Below are 20,881 nucleotides of genomic sequence, written 5' to 3' on the forward strand. Positions count from 1 at the left end.
GACAGTCCGGTCGGGAGCGGCACCATGGTTCTGTGAACCCCGGGTGTGCGTATCAGGGACACAGTCCGACCACGGAATGCACCCTGATGCCCCCCGTTGTCGGTCGGTCGTGCCACCATCGTCCGGGCGGTGACCGGTGATACGCGAGCACAACGAGACGGAGAAGGATCAGGGAGTGCAGCCCCCCAAGGACGAGCGCACCCCTGACACGCCGTCGCGCCCGGACACCGACGGCCCGCGCGAGCAGCACGGCCCGGACGAGCATGCGCCGGGCACGGCCCCCACGCCGCACGGCGCCACCGCTTCCACCGGCCCCGGGGACGAGGTCGAGGGCGACGAACCGTTGCTGCCCGCGCGCGTGCACCGGCCGTCCGACCTCATGCGGACGCTGGTCGGGATCCTGGCCGTGGTGCTCGTGCTCTCGATCGCGGCCTTCGCGCACGGCACGACGTCCGGCCTCGAACAGGACATCAGCAAGGGCACCGACCAGGCGCCCGATCTGCTGATCAAGTTCGCCGGGCTGAGCGCGTCCATCGCGGTGCTGCTCGTGCCGGTGGCCTTCGCGATCGAGCGGCTCATCAAACGCGACGGGCTGCGCATCGCCGACGGTGTGCTCGCCGCCGTGCTCGCGCACGGGGTGACGCTCGCCACCGACCTGTGGGTGGCGAAGGCCGCACCCGACTCGATCCAGGACGCCCTGACGCGGCCGCTCATGGAGGACCCGGGCGCCCTGACCGACCCGGTGCACGGCTACCTCGCGCCGGTCATCGCGTACATGACGGCCGTCGGGATGTCCCGCAGACCGCGCTGGCGCGTGGTGCTGTGGACGGTGCTGCTGCTCGACGCGCTCTCGATGCTCGTCGCCGGGTTCACCACCCCGTTCTCGATCATCCTGACCGTCCTGATCGGCTGGACCGTCGCGTACGGAACGCTCTACGCGGTCGGCTCCCCCAACGTCCGGCCCACCGGGCAGACGCTGCTCGCCGGCCTGCGGCACGTGGGGTTCCGGCCGGTCAGCGCCGCGCGAGCGGAGGACGCGCCGGAGGCGGCCGACGGCGGGGACCGAGGCCGCCGCTACTTCGTCACCCTGGAGGACGGCGCTCCGCTCGACGTGACCGTCGTCGACCGGGAGCAGCAGGCGCAGGGCTTCTTCTACCGCGTGTGGCGCCGGCTCACGCTGCGCGGCATCACCACCCGCCGCAGCCTGCAGTCGCTGCGCCAGGCCCTGGAACAGGAAGCGCTGCTCTCGTACGCGGCGATCGCGGCCGGCGCCAACGCGCCGAAGCTGATCGCCACATCCGAGCTCGGTCCCGACGCGGTGATGCTCGTCTACGAGCACATCGGCGGGCGCTCCCTGGACGCGCTGAGCGACGACGAGATCACCGACGCGCTGATGCGGGACACCTGGCTGCAGGTGCAGGCGCTGCAGTCGCGGCGGCTCGCGCACCGGCGGCTCGCCGGCGACGCGATCCTGGTGGATCGTTCCGGCAAGGTGATCATCACGGATCTGCGGGGCGGCGAGATCGCGGCCGGCGAGCTGGTCCTGCGGATGGACATCGCGCAGCTGCTCACCACGTTCGGCCTGCGCACCGGCGCGGAGCGCGCGGTGGACGCGGCGGTCGACGTGCTCGGGCCCGACGCGGTCGCCGACTGCCTGCCGCTGCTCCAGCCGATCGCACTGACCCGGTCGACGCGCGCCACACTCCGCAAGCTCGGCCGGGAGCGGTCGCAGCGCGAGCGCGAGGCGGTCCTGGAGGCGTCCCGCAAGTCCCGGCAGATCCGCGAGGAGAGCGGCGGCGCCAAGGCCGGGGCGTCCGACCGCAAGGCGGCCAAGGACCACAAGCAGGCGGAGAAGCGGGCCCTGGACGAGGCGCTCGACGTGGCCCGCGAGGAGGACCTGCTCACCCAGATCCGGCACCAGGTGCTGCGGATCAGGCCGCAGGCGCCGGTCGAGCCCGCGCAGCTGGAACGGATCAAGCCGCGCACCCTGATCAGTTTCATCGCCGGCGCGATCGGTGCGTACTTCCTGCTCTCGCAGCTCACCGGCATCGACTTCGCGAAGCTCTTCGAAGAGGCCAAGTGGGGCTGGGTGCTCGCCGCGGTGGCGTTCTCAGCGCTCAGCTATGTGGCGGCGGCGATGTCGCTGCTCGGCTTCGTGCCGGAGCGGGTGCCGTTCCTGCGGACGGTGGCGGCGCAGGTCGCCGGGTCGTTCGTGAAGATCGTGGCCCCTGCGGCGGTCGGCGGCGTGGCGCTCAACACCCGGTTCCTGCAGCGGGCCGGGGTGCGCTCCGGGCTCGCGGTGGCCTCGGTGGGCGCCTCGCAGCTCTTCGGTCTCGGCTCGCACATCCTGCTGCTGCTGACCATGGGCTATCTGACGGGTACGGAGAAGACGCCGGAGCTGACGCCGTCCCGTACGGTCATCGCCGGGCTTTTGACCGTCGCGGTGCTCGTGCTCGTGGTGACGGCCATCCCGTTCCTGCGGCAGTTCGTGGCGACGCGGCTGCGGTCGCTTTTCGCGGGTGTCGTGCCGCGCATGCTGGACGTGCTGCAGCGGCCGCAGAAGCTGCTCACCGGCATCGGCGGCATGCTGCTCCTCACCGCGATGTTCGTGCTCTGCCTGGACGCGTCGGTACGGGCCTTCTCCACCGACGAGACGGTCTCGCTGAGCCTGGCCAGCGTCGCCGTGGTGTTCCTCGCGGGCAACGCGCTGGGTTCGGCGGCACCGACGCCGGGCGGTGTGGGCGCGGTCGAGGCGACGCTCACCTTCGGTCTGGTCGCGATCGGGCTGCCCAAGGAGGTCGCGGCGCCGGCGGTGCTGTTGTATCGGTTGCTGACTTTGTGGTTGCCGGTGTTGCCGGGGTGGCTGTGCTTCAACCAACTCACGCGCAAGGGCGCCCTCTGAGGCTGGTTGCCCTCGATCGCCCTGCGGGCTCGTCCTCAAACTCCCCCAGCTACCGCTGGGAGGTGCCCCCAGGACGGGCTGGATTTGGCCCCCACTTCTTGAGCGCCGGAGGCGGGCGGGCTGGATTCGGCGGTTCCTACATTATGGACCGCACCTGCTAGGAGCTTCACCCGATCTTCCTTGCAGATGCCGCCCCACCCTGCCTACATTGCCGCACATGCGGTCCTACACCACTCAACAGGCAGCGCGGTTGCTCGGCGTCAGTACGGACACCGTGCGGCGGTGGGCCGATGCCGGGCGGGTGCCCACGCGGCGGGACGAAGGGGGCAGGCGGCTCGTCGACGGGGCCGATCTCGCCGCGTTCGCCGTGGAACTCGGGCAGCAGTCCGGGGACGCCGGCGAGGAGTCGTACACGACCGCGCGCAACGCCTTTCCCGGGATCATCACGGCCGTGAAGCTCGGCGACGTCGCCGCGCAGGTCGAGATCCAGGCCGGACCGCACCGGCTCGTCTCCCTGCTGACCCGCGAGGCCGTCGAGGAGCTCGGCCTCGAGGTCGGGATGGAGGCGGTGGCCCGGGTGAAGTCGACCAACGTCCATATCGACCGTGCCTGAACCGAGCGGCGAAGCCTCGGGTTCGGGTCCAGAACGGGGTTCTCCCATGCAGAGCCGGCCCAGCCTCCGCCATGCCCGCCGTGCCCGCAGTGTCCGCCGCACCGCGCCCGCCGCGCTCGCCGCCGCACTGCTCGTGCCGCTCGCCGCGGCCTGCGGCGGTACGGGCGGCGGATCGGGGGCTGCGGACGACGGCGGGAAGACCACGCTGACCGTGCTCGCCGCGTCCTCCCTGACCGATGTGTTCGAGGCGGCGGGGGCCGCGTACGAGAAGGAGCACCCCGGCACGAAGGTCGCGTTCTCGTTCGCGGGCTCGCAGGAGCTGGCCGCGCAGGTGCGCCAGGGTGCGCCCGCCGACGCCCTTGTGACCGCCGACACGAAGACCATGGCCGGGCTGAAGGCCGAGGTCGGCAAGCCCACCGTGATCGCCGAGAACCGCCTCACCATCGCCACCGGCAAGGGCAACCCGAAGAAGGTCACGGGCCTCGACGACCTGGCGCGCGAGGACCTGAAGGTCGTACTCGCCGCGCCGGAGGTGCCGGTCGGGCGGTACAGCGAGCAGATCCTCGACGAACAGGGCGTACGGGTGCACCCGGTGTCGCAGGAACCGAACGTGCGCGCCGTGCTCAGCAAGGTCGAGCTCGGCGAGGCGGACGCGGGGCTCGTGTACATCACGGATGCCGCGGCCGCCCGTGGCAAGGTCGACACCGTGACCGTCCCGGACCGGCAGAACGCCGTCGCCTCGTACCCGGCCGCCGCCCTGAAGGACTCCGCGCACGCGGACGCCGCCAAGGACTTCGTGAGCTGGCTGTCGTCCGCGAAGGCGCAGAAGCTGCTGCGCGACGCCGGGTTCCAGAAGCCGTGACGGCGCTCCCCGACAGCACCGCGAGGAAGCGGCGCGGGCCGTCGCCGCGCGGCCGGGTGCCGTGGGCGCTGGCCCTGCCGGGCGTCGTCGCGGTCGTGTTCCTGCTCCTTCCGCTCGCGGGCGTGCTCGCGGGCGCGCCGTGGCGGACGCTGCCCGACCGGCTGACCGCGCCCGCGGTGACCGAGGCGCTGGGGCTCTCCTTGGCGGTTTCGGGGTGGGCGCTGCTCCTCTCGCTCGTCCTCGGGGTGCCGCTGGCGTGGCTCCTGGCGCGCGTGGAGTTTCCCGGCAAGGCGCTCGTGCGGTGCCTGGTGATGCTGCCGATGGTGCTGCCGCCGACGGTCGCCGGGGTGGCGCTCCTGGAGGGGTACGGGCGGCGCGGGCTGCTCGGCCCGTGGCTCGACGGGCTCGGCGTGACGCTGCCGTTCTCGACGGCCGGGGCGGTCGTGTCCTCCGCGTTCGTGTCGATGCCGTTCCTGGTGATCAGCCTGGAGGGCGCGCTCGCTGGGCTGCACCGGCGGTACGAGGAGACCGCGCTGTCGCTGGGCGCGGGGCCGCTGCGGACGTTCTTCACGGTGACCGTGCCGATGGTCGCGCCGGGCCTGGTCGCGGGCGCGGCGCTGTCCTGGGCGCGTGCGCTGGGCGAGTTCGGGGCGACGATCACGTTCGCGGGAAACCTCCCGGGCACGACGCAGACGCTGCCGCTCCAGGTGTACCTGCTCCTGCAGAACGACCCGGACGGGGCCGTGGCGGTCTCCCTCCTGCTGCTCGTGGTGGCGACGGCGGTGCTCGTCGCGCTGCGCGGCCGCTGGCTCGGCGGAGGCGCGGGCGGCGGCCACGCCAGGAGGCCGGACCGCGCCGGCGACGGGGCGGGCGCCGTGCCCCACACGCGCGGTGCGGCGGACACGGCGGACACGGCCAACACGGCGGCGGCCGAGTACCGCGAACCCGCGGGCCCCGCAGAGCACCCGGATCCCGCCGGGAAAACGGGCACTGCACAGCCGCCCGCCGCCTGGCCCCTGACCGCCGAAGTGGCCGGCTACACGCGTGTGCGCCTCGACGCCTCCCCCGGCACCACGATCGCCGTCGTCGGCCCGAACGGCGCCGGCAAGACGACCCTGCTGCGGGCCCTGCTCGGCCTCACCCCGCGCGCGTGGACCGACAGTCTGCGGCTCGGCGCGCTCGACGTCGGCGAGCTGCCCGTGCACCGGCGCGGGATCGCCTGGGTGCCGCAGGACGGGGCGCTGTTCCCGCATCTGACGGCCCTGTCCAACACCGCGTACGGGCTGCGCGCCCAGGGCGTCGGCAAGCGGCACGCGCGCGTGGCGGCGCAGGAGTGGCTCGACCGGCTCGGCGTCGGCCACCTCGCGCACCGCAGGCCGGGCCAGCTCTCCGGCGGCCAGGCCCAACGCGTGGCGTTGGCACGGGCGTTGGCTGCGCGGCCGCGACTGCTGCTCCTCGACGAGCCGCTCGCCGCCCTCGACCAGACGACCCGCGCGCGCGTGCGGCACGCCCTGCGCTCGCATCTGGCCGACTTCCCCGGGGTGTGCCTGATCGTCACGCACGACCCGGTCGAGGCGGTGTCGCTCGCCGACCGCGTCCTCGTACTGGAGGACGGCCTTCCGGTGCAGTACGCGGAGCCGGCCGAGGTGGCCCGGCATCCGCGCTCGCCGTGGGTGGCCCGGATGCTGGGCCGCAACGCCTGGCCGGGCACGGTGCGCGGCGGCGGGCTCGAACTCTCCGACGGGGCCCGCCTTGTGCTCGCCGAACCGGGCGACGACTCCCCCGCGCCCGCCGAGGGCTCGCCGGCCCTCGCGGTGGTCGGCCCGGAGGCGGTCTCCGTACACCGGGAGCGGCCGTCCGGCTCCCCACGCAACGTGTGGGAGGGCACGGTCCGCGAACTGACCGCGCACGGCGGCCGGTTGCGGGTCCTCGTCGACGCGGCCCCGGAGGTCGTCGCCGAGGTCACGGCGGCCGCGGCGGCGGAGCTGGGGCTTGCGGAGGGGGCGCGGGTGTGGCTGAGCGTGAAGGCCACGGAGATCACAGTGGTGGGGCTGTGAGCGGCCCGTCCCGCCCTTGCGGCGCCGTACGGGCGCGACGGCGGTAGCTCACCTGTACGGCCCGCGCCGAGAGCGCGCCCTGAGCCCCCGGCGCAGGATGGTGCCATGCCTAACCGTCCCGCCCGTACGCGTGCCGCCGCTCTCTCCGTAGCCCTGCTGACCGCCGCGCTCGCCGCGGGCTGCGGGGACGGCGCAGACGCCGAGGACCTCCCGTCGCAGAAGCTGTCCTGGAAGGACTGCCCGGTGCCGTCGGCCGAACAGGGCGGCGGCGAGTCCCCCTCCCCGCTGCCCGGCGGGACCGACTGGCAGTGCGCCACCATGAAGGCGCCGCTCGACTGGGACGAGCCGGACGGCGAGACCATCGACATCACCCTCATCAGGGCCGAGTCCTCCGGCGACGACGAGAAGCGGATCGGCTCGCTGATCTTCAACTTCGGCGGCCCCGGCGGCTCGGGCGTCACGACGCTGCCCGCCTTCGGCGAGGAGTACGCGAAGCTCCGCACCCGCTACGACCTGGTCAGCTTCGACCCGCGCGGCGTCGGCCGCAGCGCCCCCGTGACCTGCCGTACGGACAAGCAGCTGGACGCCTACTACCAGCAGGACGCTTCCCCTGACGACACCGCGGAGGAGAAGGCGTACGTCGACGAGGTGAAGGGCTTCAACGGCGACTGTGAGGAGAAGTCGGGCAAGGTGCTTCCGCATGTGGCGACCACCGACGCCGCCCGCGACATGGACCTGATGCGCCAGGTCCTCGGCGACAAAAAGCTGCACTACTTCGGCATCTCGTACGGCACCGAACTCGGCGGTGTCTACGCCCACTTGTTCCCGAAAAACGTCGGACGCGCGGTGTTCGACGCCGTGGTCGACCCCACCCAGAACGCGGAGCAGGGCTCGCTCGGCCAGGCCAAGGGGTTCCAGCTGGCCCTGGAGAACTACGCGAAGGACTGCACGTCGAAGGAGGAGGAGTGCCCCGTCGGCGACACTCCCGAGGACGTGCAGGCGCGGATCGCGAAGCTCCTCAAGGAGCTTGAGGCGAAGCCGCTGCCGGGCCTCGGCCCGCGCAAGCTGACGCAGACCGCGGCGACCAACGGCATCGCGCAGTCGCTGTACTCGAAGGACTTCTGGGAGTACCTGACGGAGGGCCTGGAGCAGGCGTACAGCGGGGACGGCCAGGTCCTGATGGCGCTCTCCGACTCGATGAACGGCCGCAGCCCCGACGGCACGTACAGCAACATCGGCGCCGCCAATATCGCCATCAACTGCGCCGACGACAAGCCCCGTTACACATTGGCCGACGTGAAGGCGAAGCTCCCCGAGTTCCGCAAGGCCTCCCCGCTCTTCGGCGACTTCCTGGCCTGGGGCATGGTCGGCTGCACGGACTGGGCGGTCAAGGGCGCCGCCGACCACCCGAACGTGAGCGCCGAGGGCTCGGCCCCGATCGTCGTCGTCGGCAACACGGGCGACCCGGCGACGCCGTACGAGGGCACGCGCAAGATGGTCGACGCGCTCGGCAAGGGCGTCGGCGTGGAGGTCACGTACAAGGGGCAGGGGCACGGCGCGTACGACAGCGGCGACCGGTGCGTGCGGCGGGCGGTCGACGGCTATCTGCTCGACGGCAGGAGCCCGAAGTCGGGCACGGTCTGCCCCTGAACCCGCCGTTCCGGGGGCGCGTCCGCCCCTCGGGCGCACGCCCCCGGCGTTGTCCGAGGCCGCCTCTACGATGACAGGACGATTTCCCAGGGGGGAATTCGTTTGCGAGGGGAAGCCGTCCATGCCCGAACCTGCGTCCGCGTTCCTGCCTGCGCCCGTACGTCGGCTGCGCCGCATCGCCGCGGCCGTCCTCGCAGGCGCCCTGCTCGTCACCGGGTGCGGCGGCGCCGGGGAGCGCTCCCCGGAGAAGGCCGACGTGCGGGACGGCGCCCGCCCGTCCGCCAAGAGCAGCCCAGGGCCGGGGAGTTCGCCGCCCGAGCTGCCCGCCGCGCTCACCGGCCAGCGCCTCGACTGGGGCGCCTGTGCGGACGCGCCCGGCGACGGCTGGCAGTGCGCCACGATGAAAGCGCCCCTGGACCACGCCGAGCCGGCCGGCGAGACCATCGACCTCGCGCTCGTCCGCAAGAAGGCCACCGGTCCCGGTCGGCGGATCGGCTCGCTGCTGTTCAACTTCGGCGGGCCCGGCGGCTCCGGCGTGGCCGCCCTGTCGGCCTCCGAGTCGGCGTTCGGCAGCCTCAACTCCCGCTACGACCTGGTGAGTTTCGACCCTCGCGGGGTCGCCGCCAGCTCGGGTGTGCGGTGCCGTTCGGACCGGGAGCTGGAGGCCGCGGGCGCCGAGGTCGACCTGACGCCGGACACGGCCGCGGAGGAGAAGGCGTACTTCGCGGACGCCGCTGACTTCGGCGCGGGCTGCGAGCGCCGCGCGGGCAAGGTCCTGCCGCACATCGGCACGGCCGACGCCGCCCGGGACATGGACCTGATGCGCGAGGTCCTCGGCGACGGCAAGCTGCACTACTTCGGCTTCTCGTACGGGACCGAACTGGGCGGCACGTACGCCCACTTGTTCCCTGAGAACGTGGGCCGGATCGTCCTCGACGGCGTCGTCGACCCGAGCGCCGACACGATGGGCCACGCCAGGAACCAGACCACCGGCTTCCAGCGCGCCCTCGACAACTACCTGAAGTCCACCGGCGCGGACCCGAAGGAGGGCACCCACTCGCTGGTCGCCCTCCTGAAGCGCATGGACGCGAAGCCGCTGCCCGCCGGCGGCGGCCGTGAGCTGACGGAGAGCCTCGCCCTCACCGGAATCCTCGCCTCCCTCTACAGCGAGCAGTCCTGGTCCTCGCTCACCGACGCCCTCGACGCGGCGCGGGCCGGCCGCGGCGCACAGCTGCTCTCGCTCGCGGACCAGTACAACGACCGTGATCCGTCCGGGAGTTACGGCACGCAGAGCCACGCGCAGCGGGCCATCTCCTGCGCGGACGCGAAGAAGCGGCCGACAGCCGCGCAGGCCAGAGCCGCGCTTCCGGAGTTCCGCCGGATCTCGCCCGTCTTCGGCGAGTTCCTCGGCTGGGACACCGCGGGCTGGTGCCACGCATGGCCGGTCCCCGGCGCGCACGAGACCCCCGAGGTGAGCGCACCGGGCGCCGACCCGATCCTGGTCGTCGGCACCACGGGCGACTCGGCGACGCCGATCGAGGGCGCCGAGCGGATGGTCGACGAGCTCGGCCGCGGCGTCGGCGTCCAGCTCACCTACCGCGGCGAACGGCACACGGCATACGGCGGCGGCAGCAGCTGCGTCACCTCGACCGTCGACGGCTACCTCCTCGACGGCAAGGTCCCGACCAGAGGAAAGACCTGCTCGTAGCCGATGCTCGTAGCACCCCCTACGTTCTCCGACGCCCACCCGACCCACCCGCAGGCCCTGACGGCAGGAGCAACAACAGACATGTCCACGCACATACGCGCCTCCCGGCTCGCGGCGGGCGCGCTCGCCCTGCTCGCCCTCGCGGGCTGCGGCGCCGGGCCGCAGGAGCAGCGCCCCGACGGACTGGCCGGGCAGCGGCTCGACTGGTCCGACTGCAAGGCACCCTCCGTCGCCCAGGGCGGCGGCACCCCGCCCGGCAAGGGCTGGGAGTGCGCCACCATGAAGGCGCCCCTGGACCACGCGAAGCCGGACGGCGAGACCATCGACGTGGCCCTGATCCGCAAACGGGCCACGGACGAGGACCGGCGGATCGGCTCGCTGCTCTACAACTTCGGCGGCCCCGGCGGCTCCGGCGTCGCCACCCTGCCGCTCGCCGCCGCGGACTACACCAAGCTCAACTCCCGCTACGACCTGGTGAGTTTCGACCCTCGCGGGGTCGGCGACAGCGCCGGCGTCCGCTGTGTGGACGACCGTGAGATGGACGAGCTGACCAGCGCGAAGGAAGGCGTCCCGGACACCTCGGCCGAGGAGCGGCGGCTGCTCGCCGAACAGAAGGAGTACGTCGCGGCCTGCGAGCAGCACTCCGGCAAGGTCCTGCCGCACCTCACCACGGAGAACACGGCCCGCGACATGGACCTGATGCGCCAGGTCCTCGGCGACGACAAGCTGCACTACTTCGGCATCTCGTACGGCACCGAACTCGGCGGCGTCTACGCCCACTTGTTCCCGAAGAAGGTCGGCCGGGCGGTGCTCGACGCCGTGGTGGACCCGAGCAAGGGCACCGTGCAGAGCGCCATCAGCCAGACCAGAGGCTTCCAACACGCCCTGGACAACTACCTGAAGTCCACCGGCAAGGACCCGAAGCAGGGCACCCGCGAGCTCGCCGCGCTCCTCGAAGGCCTGGACACGAAGCCGCTGTCGACGCTCGACGGCCGCGAGGTCACCCGGAACCTCGCCCTCACCGGCGTCGCCTCGTCGCTCTACAGCGAGGAGACCTGGCCGTACCTCTCCAAGGCCCTCCTCGAGGCCAAGGCAGGCAAGGGCGACACGCTGCTGCTGCTCGCCGACGTCTACAACTCCCGTGACCCGCAGGGCCGTTACGGCAACCAGCAGGCGGCGGGCGCGGCGATCCGCTGCGCCGACAGCAGCGAACGCTTCACGCTCGACGACGTGAAGAAGCAGCTGCCCGCGTACGAGAAGGAGTCGCCGGTCTTCGGCGCGCTGCTCGCCTGGGGCCTGCCGAGCTGCAACGGCTGGCCGGTGACCGGCGAGCGCGCCACGCCCGAGGTGGGCGCCGAGGGCGCGGCCCCGATGCTCGTCATCGGCAACACCGGCGACCCGGCGACGCCGGTCGAGGGCGCGGCCCGGATGTCGAAGGCGCTCGGCGAGGGCGTCGGCGTGACGCTCACGGTGAACGGCGAGGGCCACGGCACGTACGGAGTGAACGACTGCGCGACGCGCACGGTGAACGCGTACTTGCTCGACGGGAAGGTCCCGTCCGACGGGAAGACCTGCGCGTAGCCGAAAGGCCCGGCCCCCAGCGCAGGGCGCCGGGCCCATGATTCAGCCCGTCCGGCGTTTGAGGACGAGCCCGAAGGGCGATCGGCGGCGCCCAAGTCGACGCCGCCGATCGCCCTACGTAAGCGAGGCCTAGTACACCGGCTTGCTCGGCTCGATCTGGTTGACCCAGCCGATCACGCCGCCGCCCACGTGGACCGCGTCGGCGAAGCCCGCCGACTTCAGGACCGCGAGGACTTCCGCACTGCGGACACCCGTCTTGCAATGCAAGACGATCTTCTTGTCCTGCGGGAGGTCCTGCAGGGCGTTGCCCATCAGGAACTCGTTCTTCGGGATCAGCTTCGCGCCCGGGATCGAGACGATCTCGTACTCGTTCTGCTCGCGGACGTCGATGATCTCGATCTTCTCGTCCGCGTCGATCCACTCCTTGAGCTGCTTCGGAGTGATCGTCGAGCCGAGCGCGGCCTCCTGGGCCTCGTCGGAGACGACGCCGCAGAACGCCTCGTAGTCGATGAGCTCGGTGACCGTGGGGTTCTCGCCGCAGACCGCGCAGTTCGGGTCCTTGCGGACCTTCACCTGGCGGTACTGCATCTCCAGGGCGTCGTAGATCATCAGGCGGCCGACCAGCGGGTCGCCGATGCCGGCGAGCAGCTTGATGGCCTCGTTGACCTGGATGGAGCCGATCGACGCGCAGAGCACGCCGAGCACGCCGCCCTCGGCGCAGGACGGAACCATGCCGGGCGGCGGGGGCTCCGGGTAGAGGCAGCGGTAGCAGGGGCCGTGCTCGGACCAGAACACGGAGGCCTGGCCGTCGAAGCGGTAGATCGAGCCCCACACGTACGGCTTGTTGAGCAGCACGCAGGCGTCGTTGACCAGGTAGCGCGTGGCGAAGTTGTCGGTGCCGTCGACGATCAGGTCGTACTGGGCGAACAGCTCGAGCACGTTGTCGGCCTCGAGCCGCTCCTCGTGCAGGTTCACCTTGACGTACGGGTTGATGCCGAGGACCGAGTCCTTCGCGGACGCGGCCTTCGAGCGGCCGATGTCCGCTTGGCTGTGGATGATCTGGCGCTGCAGGTTCGACTCGTCGACCTCGTCGAACTCCACGATGCCGAGCGTGCCGACGCCGGCCGCGGCCAGGTACATGAGCGCGGGCGAGCCCAGGCCGCCGGCGCCCACACAGAGCACCTTGGCGTTCTTCAGCCGCTTCTGCCCGTCCATCCCGACGTCGGGGATGATCAGGTGGCGGGAGTACCTGCGGACCTCGTCGACGGTGAGCTCAGAAGCTGGCTCGACCAGGGGTGGCAGCGACACGGGAACTCCGTAGATCGGTAATGCGGAACAGTTGTTCCTCAGTAACGCTGCCACACCCTTCTTCATTCCGAGACTGAGCGTCCGATACGCGAGACGATTTCGTCCCAGTACCCGGGCAGCGCCCCGAAGGGGTCGACCGTTCCGTGCCGGTCGGTGCGGTCCGTGAACCAGATCGTGCCCGCGCCCTGCCAGCGGGCCACCCGCAGCGCCTCCTCCAGGTGGCCGCCGGGCACGCCGTGCACCAGGTGGCAGAACCGCTCGGGCGGGTACTCGGCGGTCCACTCGGCCACCTGCGACCAGCGGTAGTCCGACCACTGTCCGGAGAAGGTGACCAGCTGGTCGGCCTCCTCCGCGTACCCCGGATACGGGTGCGTGCCGTGCCCGAACACCAGGTGCGCCTCGGGCAGCAGCGCCCTGAGGGTGCCCGCGACGCGCCGGGTCTCGGGCAGGGCGGCGCGCTCGCCCGGGGCACGGTGCAGCAGGAAGCCGTCGATCCGGTACCAGTCGAGGTAGCGGTGCGCGTCCGAGACCAGTTCGCCGAAGTCGCGGGTGCCGTGGCACAGGTCGAGGTGTCCGAGGACCCGTACGCCCGCGTTGCTGAGACGGCCCGCGGCCTCCAGGCAGTGCGGGTCGGGTCGGTCGCCCGGACCGTTGGCGACGTTCAGGACGACCCAGTGCAGCGGGGTGTCGGGGCGGTTGAGCTCGGCCCACTCGACGGGCGCGAGCAGCGGGTGCGCGTAGCCGGGCACGCCCAGGCCCATGGTGGAGCCTGCGAGGGCGTGCGCGGGACCCGTCCGGTCGATCAGATGCGGCATGCCGCCTCCATCCAGATGTCGGCGAGTGACTCTTCGAGGTTGATCCGGGGCCGCCAGCCGAGCCGGTCGCGCGCGGTGCGCACATCGGCCTGCTGCCAGCTGCCGCAGCCGTCCGGGTACGGGTAGACGGCCGGGATCGCGTGGTCCGCGTCGGGGCGGGGGTGCCCGATGGTCGGGCGGCCGGTGGGCCCGGCGTCCAGCTCGTGCAGGGCGCCGCCGTATCCGGCGACCCGGGCGAGCACGGCGGCCGCGTCCCGAAGCCGTACGGCCCGGCCCGAGCCGATGTTGACGACGCCCTGCGCCGCCGACAGGGACGCGGCGTGCACGGCCCGCGCCACATCGCGTACGTCGACGAAGTCCCGCTGCACGCCGAGCCCGGCCAGCTTCAGCTCGCCGTCGCCCGCCTGCATGGCGCGCCGCATGGCCTCGGCGAGCCGGCCGAGCGGGGTGGCGGGCGGGGTGCCGGGCCCGGCGGGCGAGAACACCCGCAGGACGACGGCGTCGAGCCCGGACCCGAGGACCAGCTCGGTCGCGGCGAGCTTGCTCACGCCGTACGGGCCGCCCGGCCGGGGCGCGGCGTCCTCGGCGGTGGACGATCCGGGCTGGCTCGGCCCGTACTCGGCGGCGCAGCCCAGCTGCACGAGCCGCGCCCCGCAGCCGCTGCGGCGCAGCGCCTCGCAGACGGTGGCGACGGCCACGGTGTTGTGCCGGGTGAGCTCGCGGGCCCCGCCGCGGGTGGCGCCCGCGCAGTTCACCACGACGCCGGGGTGCACCGCGTCCAGGAACCGGGCGAGCGCGCCCGGACTGCCGCTGGCGAGGTCGAAGCGCACGTCCGCGTCGTCGCCGCGACCGAGCGCGGTGAGCTGGACGGCGGGGTCGGCGAGCAGCCGGTCGGCGACGTAGCGGCCGAGGAATCCGTTGGCTCCGAGGAGCAACACCCTCATCGGGCGCCCCCAGGGACGGAAGCTCGGTGAGCGAGGGTGGTCATCTGGCTTTCTCCTTCAGGGTGTTGCGCACAGTGGAGGCCCGCGGGGTCGGTCACGCGGGAGGGGGGTGGGCTGGTCGAGGGGGCGGCGGTACGGATCGCCGGGGGCCACCGGGAGGCCGCCCCGACAGAGACAGAGGGCTCCGGCCCCGCCCCGACAGAGGCAGAGGCAGAGGCAGAGGCTGAGGCTGAGGGGCGGACTTCCTGAACAGCGCCGTAGGAACAGGTGCCCCCGGCCAACCTCCCGTGGCCCGTCACCCAGGTGCGAGGCCTGCTCGTCGAGGCGCGGGTCACCGGTGGGCTCCCGGTGCCGTGGGCGCGTGGGCGGAGGCTCGGGTCAGGCGGCGGGTGGCGGCGACGAGCAGGACGAGGGTCCCGGCGCCGCAGGCGAGTACGGGGACGGCGCCCGCGCCCACCGTTTCGACGGGCAGCGCCAGCCACCAGCAGCCGGGCAGCCGCGCCCCGAGCACTGCGGCGACGGCGAACCCTTCGAGCAAGCAGACCCCGCCCAGCACTACGCCGGGCACGACCCGGAAGCCGTACGAAGTGAGCATCCGGGCGAGCAGCAGCAGTACCGCCAACAGCGCCGCCCCGTAAGGCGGTTCGGCCCGGCCGAGGAGCCGTCCGGCGAGGACGAGCAGGCCGAAGGCGGCCCCGGCTTGCAGGGCGACGACAGCGAGGAGCAGCGGGCGCGCCCCGGCCGCGAACTCCTCCAGGCCGCGGCTCTGGCCGAGCCGCCGCTGCGCGCCCACGGCGAAGATCCGGGCGCACCAGACGGCGGGCGCGTACGCGAGGGCGAGGCCGAGCAGCGCGGCGGTGTCCAGCGGCCAGGGCGCGTCGGGCCCGCCGGCCAGGGCGGCGCGCAGGAACCCGTCGCCGACAAGGGCGTACAGGAGCAGAAACAGGCTCCACGCGCGCGTGCCCGGCACCGCACCGCTGCGGGCGCGCAGCGGACCACGGCGCAGGGCGATCCGCAGCGCGACGGCGAGCGCCAGCACGCCGACGGCGAGGGCGATCAACCGGTCGCGCCCGTGCGTGAGTTGGTACGCGGCGACGGTCGCGGCGCCCACGGCCGGGGGCAGCAGCGCGAGCAGGGCGTGGGCGCGGGGCGGGCGGCCGAGGGCGGGCCCGGCTTCGGGGGCCGCGCGGACGGCGGCGGGCCGTTCGTCGCGCGGCACGCGGGCGTACATCTCCTCGGCGAGCGAGAACACGTCCCGGTGCCGGTAGCGGGCGGCGGTCCGGTCGGTGACGCCGTGCGCTTCGAGGCCCGCGGCGATCTCCAGCGGGTCGACGGCGCGTTCGCAGAGCTCGCGGTGACGGTGGATCAGCGCCTTGACGGGGTCCACGGCACCGCGCCTCGCGACCCTCCGCTGAGGCGCGGGCTCGGACGCGGGCGCGGGTGCGGACTCGGGCGCGGGCGCGGGCGCGGGCTCGGGCGCGGGCTCGGGGCCGGGCGCGAGGCCAGGCGCCGGAGTGGGTGCCGGAGTGGGTTCCGGAGTGGGTTCCGGGGTGGCGGCGGCCGTGGTTCCGACCTCGCTCGGGGGCGCGCTCTCCGGCTCGATCACCGGCGCATCACCCACACCCGTACGGGACTTGCTCATGCCTCCCCCTCACTGCTCGCGGCAGCGCCGAAGGGCTCCGGCCGGCGCACGGCAGCGCCTGCGGGCTCGGGCCAGCGCACGGGCTCCGGGATGCGCGCGGGCGCGGGGACCGGTGCGGCCAGCGCCGCGGCGGAGCGCGCGTCCCAGCTCCCGGGGCTCCTCGGCGTGACCGGCGCATCGCTCACGCCCGTACGGATGTCGCTCATGCCTCCCCCTCGCTCACCGCTGCCGCGGCGGCCACCGCGCCGACGGGCGCACCGGCGGACGCGGGAGGCACGCCACCCGAGCCGAGCCCGCCGGCCCCACCGTCCACGCCACCCGAGCCGAGCCCCCCTGGCCCACCAGAGTCTCCGGACCCACCGGAGTCTCCGGACCCGCCGAGCCCGCCGGGCTCACCGGCCCCACGCCCCTCCGCCGCCCAACTCGGCCCGCCCCGCGCCCCCTTGCGCGCGGCGAGCCACTGGCCGAACTGCGGCCCGGCTTCGCCGTCCGTGCCGGGCGCGGTGGACCAGCGGCCCGCCACGTGCGTCTCCGCGGGATTCGCGAAGGGCAGCGGGTCGCCGTCCGCGTCCAGGACGTCCCGGCGTACCGGGCAGTGGGAGACGATCTCCAGGTAGAGCGCCTGGAACGCGGCGATGTTCTGCTCCACGGTGAAGAGTTCGAGCGCCCGCGCGCGGGCGGCCGCGCCCAGGCGCTCGCGGCGCTCGGGGTCGCGAAGGAGTGCCACGCACGCGTCGGCGAGCGCCTTCGGGTTGCGCGGCGGGACCACGAGCCCCGTACCGCCGATGACCTCGACGACCGCGCCGGTGTCGGTGGACACGGTCGCGCGCCCGCAGAACATCGCCTCGACGAGGCTGATCGGGAAGCCCTCGACGACGCTGGAGAGGACGACGACGCTGCCCTCCCCGTACGCGTCCGCCAGCTCGGGCGCCTCGGGGCCGCCCAACTCCTCGAAGGAGACGGGGTTGTCGCCCACCGCGTGCACGCCGTCCGCCTCGTCCGGGAAGAGCTGAGCGGCAAGGGCGCGGCAGTGCGCGAGATAGGTCTCGCCCTCCTCCCCGTGCGCCGGTACGCCGACGATCCGCAGCCGGGCCTTCGGCTCCTCCTTGCGCACCTCGGCGAACGCGTGCAGCAGACCGACCAGGTCCTTCGCGGGCTCGATCCGGCCGACCCACATCAGCGTGTCCGGGTCCGCCTGGTCCGCCCCTGCCTCGCCGACCTCCGCGAACCGGCCGGCGGCCATGCCCGGGTAGACGGTGCGCAGCTTGGCCCGCTCGGCGCCGCACTTCTCCTGCCAGCGGCGGGCGTGCGTGTTGCCCGGCGTGATGAGCGCGGCCTGCCGGTACACCTCGGCGGCGAGGCGCCCGTGGAAGGCGGCGACGAGCGCACGCGCGGGAGCGCCCCCCTGCTCGGCGGCGCCCGCGAGGTAGTGCGCGCGCAGCTGCACGCCGTACTCGGTGACGAGCAGCGGCACCCCGAAGAAGTGCTGGGCGAGCAGACCGGGCAGTGCGGCGCAGCCACCGGAGGCGGCGTGGCAAAGATCGACGGAGCCGAGCCCGCCCTCCTCGTCCTCGTACCAGTCGAGGGAGAGCGGCCGCAGCGCCTGCTCCAACTGCGCGGCCACGGCGAGGAGATCGGGCACGCGGGCCTCGTGGGCGGCGCGCGTCGCGCCGGGGGCGCGGCAGGCGCGCTCCAGGGCGCGTACGGCGGTCTCGGAGCGCAGCGCGACGGCGAGTCCGCCCTCGTCGCGGGCGAGTTCGGCGAGCCCGTAAATTGCGCTGGCGAAACGGTCCGCCACTTCCACCGAGACCGAGGCCGCCCCCTCAGCGGCACCCACACCACCCGCGCCCGCACCAGCCGCACCGCCCGCACCGCCCGTGCAGATCGCGGCGGCCAGCTCGCCGTAGTGCGCGGCGAAGCGGCGGCGCTGCCGGCGGCCGTAGGTGACACCGTCGCCGAGGAAGGCGTGGCCGCCCCCGGCGTCGTCGGCACTCCACAGCGGCGCGGTGCGCACCCGGTCGACCTGGGGCGGGAGTTCGATCCAGCCCTGCTGCTCCTGATGAGCGCTGCGGGCGAGGGCGAAGACGTCGAAGACGTGCTGCTCGAGCCCGCGCACGAGCCGGTCGCACCAGAGCCTGGCCTCACCGGTCACATACGGGTAGCCACCCTCCGTGAGCAGTCCGATGCGCACGAGTACACCCCCGATCTCCCTTGTGGGGGGCCGCCGTTGCTCGGTCGGCCCTGCAGCGGGACGAACGTACGCGGGGACGGCGGCGACACGATGGACAGTCGTCCGCCGCGCCACCAAAAGGGGTGAACGGTCGTAACTTTCGCGCGCGAGTAGCGTTCTGTTGCGCTACGCCGCGATTCGCTTACGGAGCGTCAATTCCCGGGGAAGGCCCAGGCGTTGGGGCGGCACTTGACGCCGTCGTACTCCAGGAACTTGGTCTGCTGCTGCATGACCGGCGCGAGCGCCCCGTCCTTGCTGCACATCACATGGTTGAAGCCGAGCCGGTGGCCCACTTCGTGGTTGATGAGCATCTGCCGGTACGGATGAATGGCGTCGCCGTACGTCTTCGCGCCCTGCGCCCAGCGGTAGGCGTTGACCATGACGCGCTCGGTGGCGGCGGAGTCGCAGGAGACGTTGTCCACGGTGGTGTCGAGGCCGGACTTGGCGCACCACACGCCGGTCGTGCCCGGACTGGCGAGCGTGATCACGAAGTCGGGCTTGCCGCTGGATATCCGCTCGAAGGTCCGCCCGCCGCCGTGCGCCCAACTCCGTTCGTCGTTCAGGGTCTTCTGCACGGCCTGCGCGAACAGCTTCCCGTCGAGGCCGAGCCCCTTCTCGACGTCCACGCGGTACCGGAACTTCTGGCCGGGCCCCGGCGCCTTCTCGAAGCCACCGATGGCCTCGAACTCCCCGCTCGCCTCCAGATCGGCCGCCAGCGGGTACTTCTCGCCCATCTTCTGCTCGTACGTCTGAGGCTTCGGCTCGGACGGCGGCGGGCGCTCGGCGTCGCGGGACGCCGAGGCCTCGACCTCGGCCTGCTCGCGCACCTCGCCGGCGTCGACTGCCCCGGGGCGCGCGTCGCCGTCCCCGCCGGTGAGCTGCACGGCGACGAGCACGGCGAGCACGGTGGTCACGGCGGCCGCGGCGATCCCGGTGACGGTGCGCGCCTTGCCGCTCTTCTCCCGTACGGCGTCCGGCTGTCCGCCGTCGGGGCCGTCGGCGGCCTCGTGGTCCCGGTCGGTGACCGCGTCGTACGGGTCGCCGGGGCCCGCGGGCCGCCTGCGCGGGGCACCGGCGGCGAACACGTCGTCGGAGTCGGGGCCGTCGTGCGGGTCGAGCCCGTCGAACGCCGCGACGTACTCCCGCCGCGGTCCCGGTACGCGAGGCTGCGCGCCGGTGACGGCAGGGTTCGGCGAGACGTACCCCGGAGTGCCCGACTCGCCCCAGGCGCCGCCCTGTTCGCGGTGCTCGGGATGCGGGCGCGGCGCTTCGGACACGGGGCGCGCGCCCCGCCCACGAACGGCCTGGGCCTGAGGCCGAGCCTGAGTCCGGGCAGGGGCCTGGGCAGCGCTCTGGGCAGCGGTCTGGGCCTGGGGGCGGGCCTGCTCCTGCGGCTGCGCGGAGCGCCGACGGCGGCCGGGACCAGGGTTCGCCGCGGGCTGCGCGACGGGTATGGCCCCCGTGTCGGACTGCTCGGCGCCGCCGCGCCGCGAGTGCCGTCCCACGCGCCCTCTCAGCTCCCCGAAGTCGTGTCGTGTTCCGCGAGCAGTTCACGGAAGGCCGCGGCCACCGTGTCCGGGTACTCCATCATCGCCACGTGCCCCGCCTCCGGCAGGGTCAGCAGCCGCGAGTCCCTGAAGGCCCGCGCCGCCTTCTGCGCCATGCGGTACCCCACCAGCTGGTCCCTCCCACCGTAGACGAGGAGAGTCGGTGCGAGAACCCGCTCCGCCTGCCGCCACAGACCGTGCTGCCCGCCGAGCGTGTACGCGTCCACGATGCCACGGGCCGAGCGCGCCATCGCGTCCCAGAAGTAAGGGAGTTGAAGCCTGCGCTCCATCTCGTGCACCGCGTTCGCGAAGCCCTCGGGGCTGACCCGCGACGGGTCGCCGTAGCAGAGCCCGAGGACGCCGCGGGTGCGCTGCTCGGGCGTCCAGTCCCGGGTGAGGCGCGCGAAGAGCTGGACGACGCCGGGCACCGCGAGCAGCCCGGTGGGCACCGCCGTGCGCTGCACGCGCAGCTCGGGCAGGGCGGGCGAGACCAGCGTCAGCGTCCGCACCAGATCGGGCCGCACGGCCGCGACGCGGGTGGCGACGGCCCCGCCCATGGAGTTGCCGAAGAGGTGCACGGGCCCGCGCCCGGAGCCGTCGAGCAGGCGGATGACCGCGCGCGCGTGCCCGGTCACGGAGTAGTTGCCGTCGTCGGGCGGCGGGGACTCCCCGAAGCCCGGCAGGTCGACCGCCTCGCCGTCCACGACGTCCGCGAGCAGCGGCATCAGGTCCGACCAGTTCTGCGAGGAGCCGCCGAGCCCGTGGACGTACAGCGCGGGCGGCAGGCCCTCCGTCGCCCCCGGCCTGGAGCGGACGGACAGCGTGAGCCCCGGCAGGGTCACCGCATGCAGCCGCTCCCCCTCGGCGATCCGCACGGGCAGCGTCGCGGGGGTCACCGCGGCGGCGAGGGCTCCCGGCAGCTCGGTCGACGACATGGGGCAATGTTACGAGACGATCACGTGTTGGATCACGTGTTCGCCGTCACAGGGCTGACCGGCGACCGCCGCACGCCGACCGCACGA

15 protein-coding genes are annotated in these 20,881 nt (G+C 73.4%); 7 read left to right on the forward strand and 8 right to left on the reverse strand.

What is annotated here, in order from left to right; genetic code table 11:
* Window positions 1-175 precede the first annotated feature (175 nt).
* From QIS96_RS28495 to QIS96_RS28525, 7 genes are all read left to right on the forward strand, one after another.
* The gene (locus tag QIS96_RS28495) at window positions 176-2,902 is read left to right on the forward strand and encodes a lysylphosphatidylglycerol synthase transmembrane domain-containing protein (protein WP_408907271.1); all 2,727 of its coding nucleotides are present in this window, start codon (window positions 176-178) and stop codon (window positions 2,900-2,902) included.
* A 217-nt stretch (window positions 2,903-3,119) separates the two neighbouring features.
* Entirely contained in the window at window positions 3,120-3,515 is a 396-nt protein-coding gene (locus QIS96_RS28500; protein WP_282545652.1) for a TOBE domain-containing protein, read from the forward strand.
* Window positions 3,516-3,561: 46 nt separating this feature from the next.
* Window positions 3,562-4,377, forward strand: coding sequence for a molybdate ABC transporter substrate-binding protein (gene modA / locus QIS96_RS28505; RefSeq protein ID WP_282545653.1), 816 nt, complete (start codon window positions 3,562-3,564; stop codon window positions 4,375-4,377).
* Window positions 4,374-6,434 (forward strand): ABC transporter permease, encoded by a 2,061-nt coding sequence (locus QIS96_RS28510; protein WP_408907272.1) that lies wholly within the window; start codon window positions 4,374-4,376, stop codon window positions 6,432-6,434. Before modA ends, QIS96_RS28510 begins: the two co-directional genes overlap by 4 nt.
* Window positions 6,435-6,539: 105 nt before the next feature.
* Window positions 6,540-8,084, forward strand: coding sequence for an alpha/beta hydrolase (locus QIS96_RS28515; protein ID WP_282545654.1), 1,545 nt, complete (start codon window positions 6,540-6,542; stop codon window positions 8,082-8,084).
* 121 nt (window positions 8,085-8,205) lie between these two features.
* On the forward strand, window positions 8,206-9,792 hold the full coding sequence (locus tag QIS96_RS28520) for an alpha/beta hydrolase (protein WP_282545655.1): 1,587 nt from the start codon (window positions 8,206-8,208) through the stop codon (window positions 9,790-9,792).
* Window positions 9,793-9,873: 81 nt separating this feature from the next.
* Window positions 9,874-11,373 carry an alpha/beta hydrolase gene (locus tag QIS96_RS28525; protein ID WP_282545656.1) on the forward strand — a complete coding sequence of 500 codons (1,500 nt, stop codon included), beginning with the start codon at window positions 9,874-9,876 and terminating at the stop codon, window positions 11,371-11,373.
* A gap of 129 nt (window positions 11,374-11,502) precedes the next feature.
* On the opposite strand, the gene moeZ is transcribed toward QIS96_RS28525, so the two are convergent.
* From moeZ to QIS96_RS28565, 8 genes are all read right to left on the reverse strand, one after another.
* A complete protein-coding gene (gene moeZ / locus QIS96_RS28530; RefSeq protein ID WP_282545657.1) occupies window positions 11,503-12,681 on the reverse strand; it encodes an adenylyltransferase/sulfurtransferase MoeZ in 1,179 nt (392 codons plus the stop codon).
* A 62-nt stretch (window positions 12,682-12,743) separates the two neighbouring features.
* Window positions 12,744-13,496 (reverse strand): spherulation-specific family 4 protein, encoded by a 753-nt coding sequence (locus QIS96_RS28535; RefSeq protein ID WP_282545658.1) that lies wholly within the window; start codon window positions 13,494-13,496, stop codon window positions 12,744-12,746.
* Entirely contained in the window at window positions 13,484-14,440 is a 957-nt protein-coding gene (locus tag QIS96_RS28540) for an NAD-dependent epimerase/dehydratase family protein (RefSeq protein WP_282545659.1), read from the reverse strand. The genes QIS96_RS28535 and QIS96_RS28540 overlap by 13 nt, the downstream gene beginning before the upstream one ends.
* A gap of 331 nt (window positions 14,441-14,771) precedes the next feature.
* Window positions 14,772-16,082: a hypothetical protein gene (locus QIS96_RS28545; RefSeq protein WP_282545660.1), complete on the reverse strand. Its 1,311-nt coding sequence runs from the start codon at window positions 16,080-16,082 to the stop codon at window positions 14,772-14,774.
* Window positions 16,079-16,288, reverse strand: coding sequence for a hypothetical protein (locus QIS96_RS28550; protein WP_282545661.1), 210 nt, complete (start codon window positions 16,286-16,288; stop codon window positions 16,079-16,081). Before QIS96_RS28550 ends, QIS96_RS28545 begins: the two co-directional genes overlap by 4 nt.
* Window positions 16,285-18,273: a DUF3492 domain-containing protein gene (locus QIS96_RS28555; RefSeq protein WP_282545662.1), complete on the reverse strand. Its 1,989-nt coding sequence runs from the start codon at window positions 18,271-18,273 to the stop codon at window positions 16,285-16,287. The genes QIS96_RS28550 and QIS96_RS28555 overlap by 4 nt, the downstream gene beginning before the upstream one ends.
* Window positions 18,274-18,464: 191 nt before the next feature.
* Window positions 18,465-19,817 (reverse strand): DUF3152 domain-containing protein, encoded by a 1,353-nt coding sequence (locus QIS96_RS28560; protein ID WP_282545663.1) that lies wholly within the window; start codon window positions 19,815-19,817, stop codon window positions 18,465-18,467.
* Window positions 19,818-19,825: 8 nt separating this feature from the next.
* A complete protein-coding gene (locus QIS96_RS28565; RefSeq protein ID WP_282545664.1) occupies window positions 19,826-20,794 on the reverse strand; it encodes an alpha/beta fold hydrolase in 969 nt (322 codons plus the stop codon).
* Window positions 20,795-20,881 lie beyond the last annotated feature (87 nt).

Origin of the sequence: Streptomyces cavernicola (assembly GCF_029968035.1) — a bacterium.
In the GTDB taxonomy this organism is placed as follows: Bacteria; Actinomycetota; Actinomycetes; order Streptomycetales; family Streptomycetaceae; genus Streptomyces; species Streptomyces cavernicola.